Annotated in this window: 2 protein-coding genes; both read right to left on the bottom strand. The window is 67.7% G+C overall.

The window, feature by feature from the left end; all coding sequences use genetic code 11:
* Window positions 1–157: 157 nt before the first annotated feature.
* Window positions 158–3,688, bottom strand: coding sequence for a hybrid sensor histidine kinase/response regulator (locus DBR20_RS08270; protein ID WP_108265841.1), 3,531 nt, complete (start codon window positions 3,686–3,688; stop codon window positions 158–160).
* Window positions 3,689–3,784: 96 nt separating this feature from the next.
* Window positions 3,785–5,404: ATP-binding protein (locus tag DBR20_RS22820; RefSeq protein WP_258223254.1), on the bottom strand; the 1,620-nt coding region annotated here is incomplete at its 5' end.

Below are 5,404 nucleotides of genomic sequence, written 5' to 3'. Positions count from 1 at the left end.
GCATGGATGCCGCGGCCAAGCCTACAGGGACGTATTTACGGCGTCCCCCGCAACCGGACCCACCCCGCCATCCCACGGATAGCCCGCTGTTGCTGTTGCTTCGGCCGTTGCCGTTGCCGTTGATTCGGCAGGTGCAGGGCGCAGCCCTGCCGACCCCCTACCGCCCCAGCACGCGGGCGATCGCTTCCACCAGCAGCTCACCGGTCACCGGCTTGCGCAGGAAACCACCGATGCCGGCCGCTTCCACCTGCTGCTGCAGATCCGGGTCGGTGCGTGCGGTCACCGCCAGCAACGGCAGCGTGTAGCCCTGGTTGCGCAGATGCTGGGCCAGTTCGAAACCGCTCAGGCCCGGCAGATCCAGATCGAGCAGGCCGACATCGAAATCATCCGCGCTGATTTCACGCAGTGCGGCCAGCGCGTGGGCGGCGTGGACCACCTCATGGCCGCGGCTGGTGAGCAGGCCACACACCACATCGGCCACGGTCGCATCGTCCTCCACCAGCAACACCCGCAGTGGCGGCATGTTGACCACGGCAGCGGCGGCATCGCTGTCGGCTCCACCTTCGCCGGCGGCAACCTGCTGCAGCGGCAACGGCAGGCTGACGCCGAAGCAGGTACCGCTGCCCAGCTGGCTTTCCACGCGGATCCGGCCCTGCATGGCCAGTGCCAGCTCGCGGCAGATCGCCAGGCCCAGGCCGCTGCCACCGTACTGCGCTGCAGTGCGCGCGCCGTCAGCCTGCTCGAAGCGGCGGAACAACCGTTGCTGCTGTTCCTGGCTGATCCCCGGACCGGTATCGCGCACCTCGAAATGCAGTCCACGCGGCCCTTCCTCGCAACGCGCGTGCAGCGTGATGCTGCCGCGGCTGGTGAACTTGACCGCGTTGGACAGCAGGTTGAGCAGGATCTGTCGCACCCGCATCGCATCGCCGGTCGCCTGCAGCCCTGCAGGCAACTGGTTGTCGAGGATGAATCGCAGGCCCTTCTGGGCAGCCAGCGGCCCCATCAACGCGGCCAGATCCTGCAGCAGACGATTGAGACCGAATGCATTGGATTGGAGTTCCAGGCGCCCCGATTCGATCCGCGCCAGATCCAGCGCATCGTTGACCAGGTGCAGCAGGTGCTCACCCGCATGCCGGATCGACTGGGTATAGCCACGCTGCTGCGGATCCAGCGGCGAGGCCAGCAACAGCTCACTCATGCCCAGCACGCCGGTCATCGGCGTACGGATTTCATGGCCGAGATTGGCGAGGAACCGCGTCTTGGCCGCCGACGCGTGTTCGGCCAGATCCTGCTTGTGCAGGGCGAGCTGGTAGGCGTGTTGGCGCTGCAGGCGGCGCCGGTACAACCAGGCGAACCAGCTGGTCAGCAGCAACGCAATCGAGGCCAGCACCAGCAGGCCGGACAAGCTGCGCCACCACGGCGGCTGCACGTGGAATTCCAGGGTCTGCACCCGCGACCACACGTGGTCGGCCGAGCGCGCCTGCACTTCCAGCCGGTAGGCCCCGGGTGGCAGGCGCGAGAACAGGCGCTCGCCTGCCGGGCCCACCTCGACCCAATCCGGGTCATAGCCGGCCAACCGGTAGCGGTAAGTGTTGGAGGCCGAATCGGCGAAGGACAACAGGCGCGCGACGATACGCAGATCGCGGTCGCCGTCGGCAATCTGCAGCGGCGTGTCATGGGTCAGGTCCAGCAACTGTTCGTTGCGGCGCACCTCCACCCGCTCGATCACCAGCGGCGCACGCCGGGTGGAAGGCCGCACCTGCTCGGGATCGAACACCACCACGCCAGCGGGTGTACCTGCCACCATGCGCCCAGCGGCGGAGGCGATCAGGGTATGTTCGCGGAACTCCTGGCTGGGCAGGCCATCGTGTACCCCGTACAGGCGTACGCTTTCGCCATCGGCACTCACCCGCACCAGGCCGCGCGCACTGGTGGCCCACGCCACGCCCTGTGCGTCGACGACCAGACCGGTAGCGGAAATCGCCGGGTAGCCCTGCTCCGCGCCCACCACCGCCTGCCGTTCCAGTCTGCCCTGGCTCCAGAGATACCGCGACAGGCGGCCATCCTCGGACAACCAGACCTGCCCGTCCTTGCCGACGTGCAGGGCATACACCGCCGTGGCCGGGGCACCGGGCACCGGCTGGAAGCGCTGCGCATCCGGTTGCCATTGCAGCAGGCCGCGGCTGCTGGCCAGCCAGATCCGGTCCTGTGGGCCGCATTCCACGTCCAGATTGAGCTGGCCGGCCTGAAGACCCTCCTGGCCGTTGTCCAGCTGCCGGCGCACATGCCCGTCCAGATCACGCTGCTGCAGGCCCGCTGCCAGCATCAACCACAGGCTGTCACCATCGCAGGTCATCATCGCCTCGATGTTGCCTTCCATGGTCGCATCGGCACCGGCATCCCGGCCCCAGCGCCGCAGTTCGCCCCGGCGCGGGTCGTAGCGCATCAAGGCGTCGGTCGAACCCACCCACACCCGTCCCTGCCGGTCTTCGCGCACCGACGTCAGCCAGTGCATGCCGTTGACGAAGGTGCGGTGCTGCTCGATCACGCCCGTGCGTGGATTGAAACGGTCCAGCGCGCCATGGCTGCCGACGGTCCACACGCCACCATTGCTGGAGGGGCTGGTACCAAGCACATAGGAATTGCGCAGCGAGGACGGATCATCCTCCAGCCGCGAGAACACCGAGAACTGCCACCAGCGCGGAAGCAGATGCCACAGGCCCGCATTGGTGCTGGCCAGCCAGATGCCACCTTCGCGGTCCTCATAGGCGCCGGTCCAGTTCGGCCGCACCAGGCCACGGGCGATGGCGCTGTACAGCGGGACTGTCTGGTATCGGCCATCGATGCCCCGGCCCAGGCCGCTGCGCGTATCCAGCCAGTGCCCGCCCTGCTCATCGCGCAGCATCATGCCCAGCACCTGGTCGCCGGCTGGCAATGTCCAGGGCACGGATTCGAAACGGCCATCCGGGCGGCGCACGGAGGCCCCCGCCAGCGTGCTGATCCAGAGGCTGCCGTCGGGTTCGGCAGTCAGTCCATTGATCAGCAGGCTGGGCACCAGATCGCTGCCGATGCGTTCGAAATCGGTGCCGGTCCAGCGCGCCACGCCATGCTTGGTGCCGACCCACAGGCTGCCGTCGGCAAGCGTGGCCAGGTACGGCACCGACGCGGCCGGCACGCTGCGCGGGTTGTTCGCTTCGGGCAGGAACCGCTGCAGACGGTCATTGCTGTCCAGCCGGTACAGGCCGCCCTCGTGGGTGCCGAACCAGATCGAGCCATCCGGCGTCGCAGCCAGGCTCCAGACTGTGTTGCTGCCCATCAGCGGCTGGCTGCTGCGGTCGTAGAAGCGCAGCTGTCGGCGGTCGGCCGACATCCGCACCAGGCCGGCATTTTCAGTGCCGATCCACAGCTCGTTGCGGGCATCGACCAGTACGCTCCAGATGCGGTTGTCGCGCAGGCCATCTTCGGAACGCCAGATGCGGTAGTTGCGCCCGTCGTAGCGGGCCAGGCCATCGTTGGTGGCAATCCACAGGTAGCCGTAGCGGTCTTCGGCCATGCGGTTGACGGTGTTGGACGGCAAGCCATCGAACACGGTGACCTGCCGCGGCGAAGGTGGCACCGGCTGCGCGGCAGCGGGCGCCAGGCAGCACAGCAGCAGCATCAGCAGCATTACTGCCCGCAGATACACCACCGATGGCCTCCTCACGCTGCTGTTGATGATGCCCACGCCGTGGGCGTCGGCATGGTAAACCGAAAGTTGCGGGATTCACGCCGCAAGATGCCGTACTCAGCTGATGATCTGGCGTTTACTGCGCGCCTGGGCAATCGCCGCCACCAGCAGATCGCCGGTCACCGGCTTGCGCAGGAAACCATCGAATCCGGCCGCAAGCACCTGGGTCTCGGCATAGGCATCCGAGCGCGCGGTAACGGCCACCAACGGCAGCTCGTAGCCCATCGCGCGCAGCTGGCGGGCGATCGCGGTGCCGTCGAGTGCCGGCAGGTCGAGGTCGAGCAGGCCGACATCGAATCCCTCGGTGGATATCTCCGACAGTGCGCCCAGGCCATGCAGCACGTGCACCACCTCATGGCCGCGGCCGCGCAGCAGGCCGGCAATGACCTCGGCAACCGTTGCATCGTCCTCGACCAGCAGGATGCGCAGTGCAGGCAGCGTCGGCGAGGCTGCCTCGCCAGGGCTGGAGGCCTGCTGCCGGCTCCATGGCAGCGGCAGCCGCACTGCGAAACGTGCGCCGCGCCCCGGCTGGCTGTCGACATCGATGCGGCCGCCCATCGCCACCGCCAGCTCCTGGCAGATCGCCAGACCCAGCCCGCTGCCGCCATAGCGTGAGGCGGTACGTGGGCCGTCGGCCTGTTCGAAGCGGTGGAACAGGCGCTGCTGCTGCTCGGTATTGATGCCTGGCCCGCTGTCGCTGACCTCGAAGGTCACCGCGCCGCCATCCTCGTCCAGGCGTGCCGCCAGACCGACATGACCGCGCTCGGTGAATTTGATCGCGTTGCCCAGCAGGTTCAGCAGGATCTGGCGGACGCGCATCTCATCACCACTGACGCAGATCGGGCCTGGCAGTGCATCCCCGCGCTGGAAAGCCAGCCTGCGCTGTTGTGCCATCGGCTGCATCAGTGCCTGCACCTGGTCCAGCAGTCCGCCCAGGTCGAACGGCCGGATGTCCAGTTCAAGCCGGCCGGCCTCGATCCGTGCCAGGTCCAACGCATCGTTGACCAGCCGCAGCAGATGACTGCCGGCCTGCTGGATCGAGCCGGCATAGCTGCGCTGCACCGGGTCCAGTTCGGTGGCCAGCAGCAGCTCGCTCATGCCCAGTACGCCGGTCATCGGCGTGCGCACTTCGTGGCCCAGGGTCGCCAGGAAGCGGCTCTTGGCCTGCGATGCCTGCTCGGCGATCTGCTGCTTGTGCACCGTCAACTGCCATTGCTGGCGCCGCCGCAGCCGCCTGCGGATCGACCACAGCAGTGCCAACAGCAACAGCGAGCCCAGCATCACATAGCCGAAGATCGCCATGCCGCTGCGCCACCAGGGCGGCAATACCTTGATGTGCAACTGCTGCGAGGGTGTCCACGGGCCACTGGCCGATGCGGCCTGCACCTCGATCGAATAGGCCCCGGGCGGCAGCCGCGACAATGTCCGCTGGCCATCCCCACCCTGTTCCACCCAGTTCTGGTCGTAGCCCTCCACACGGAACCGGTAGCGGTTGCCCTGCGGGTTGGCATAGGACAGCAGCCGCGCATCGATCTGCAGGTCACGGTCGTCGGGCCCCAGCAACAGCAGGCCGGAGGTCGGCAAGGGCTGCCAGCCGCGCGCATCATCGCGACGCACGCGAACCTGCGCGATCACCAGCTGCGACGGCGGCAGTTCGGCGTCTGCAGCATTCGGGTC

The sequence above is a fragment of the Stenotrophomonas sp. HMWF023 genome, from assembly GCF_003060985.1.
GTDB lineage: Bacteria > Pseudomonadota > Gammaproteobacteria > Xanthomonadales > Xanthomonadaceae > Stenotrophomonas > Stenotrophomonas lactitubi.
Note: the sequence above shows the minus strand (reverse complement) of the source record. Positions and strands in the feature narration are given on the sequence as shown.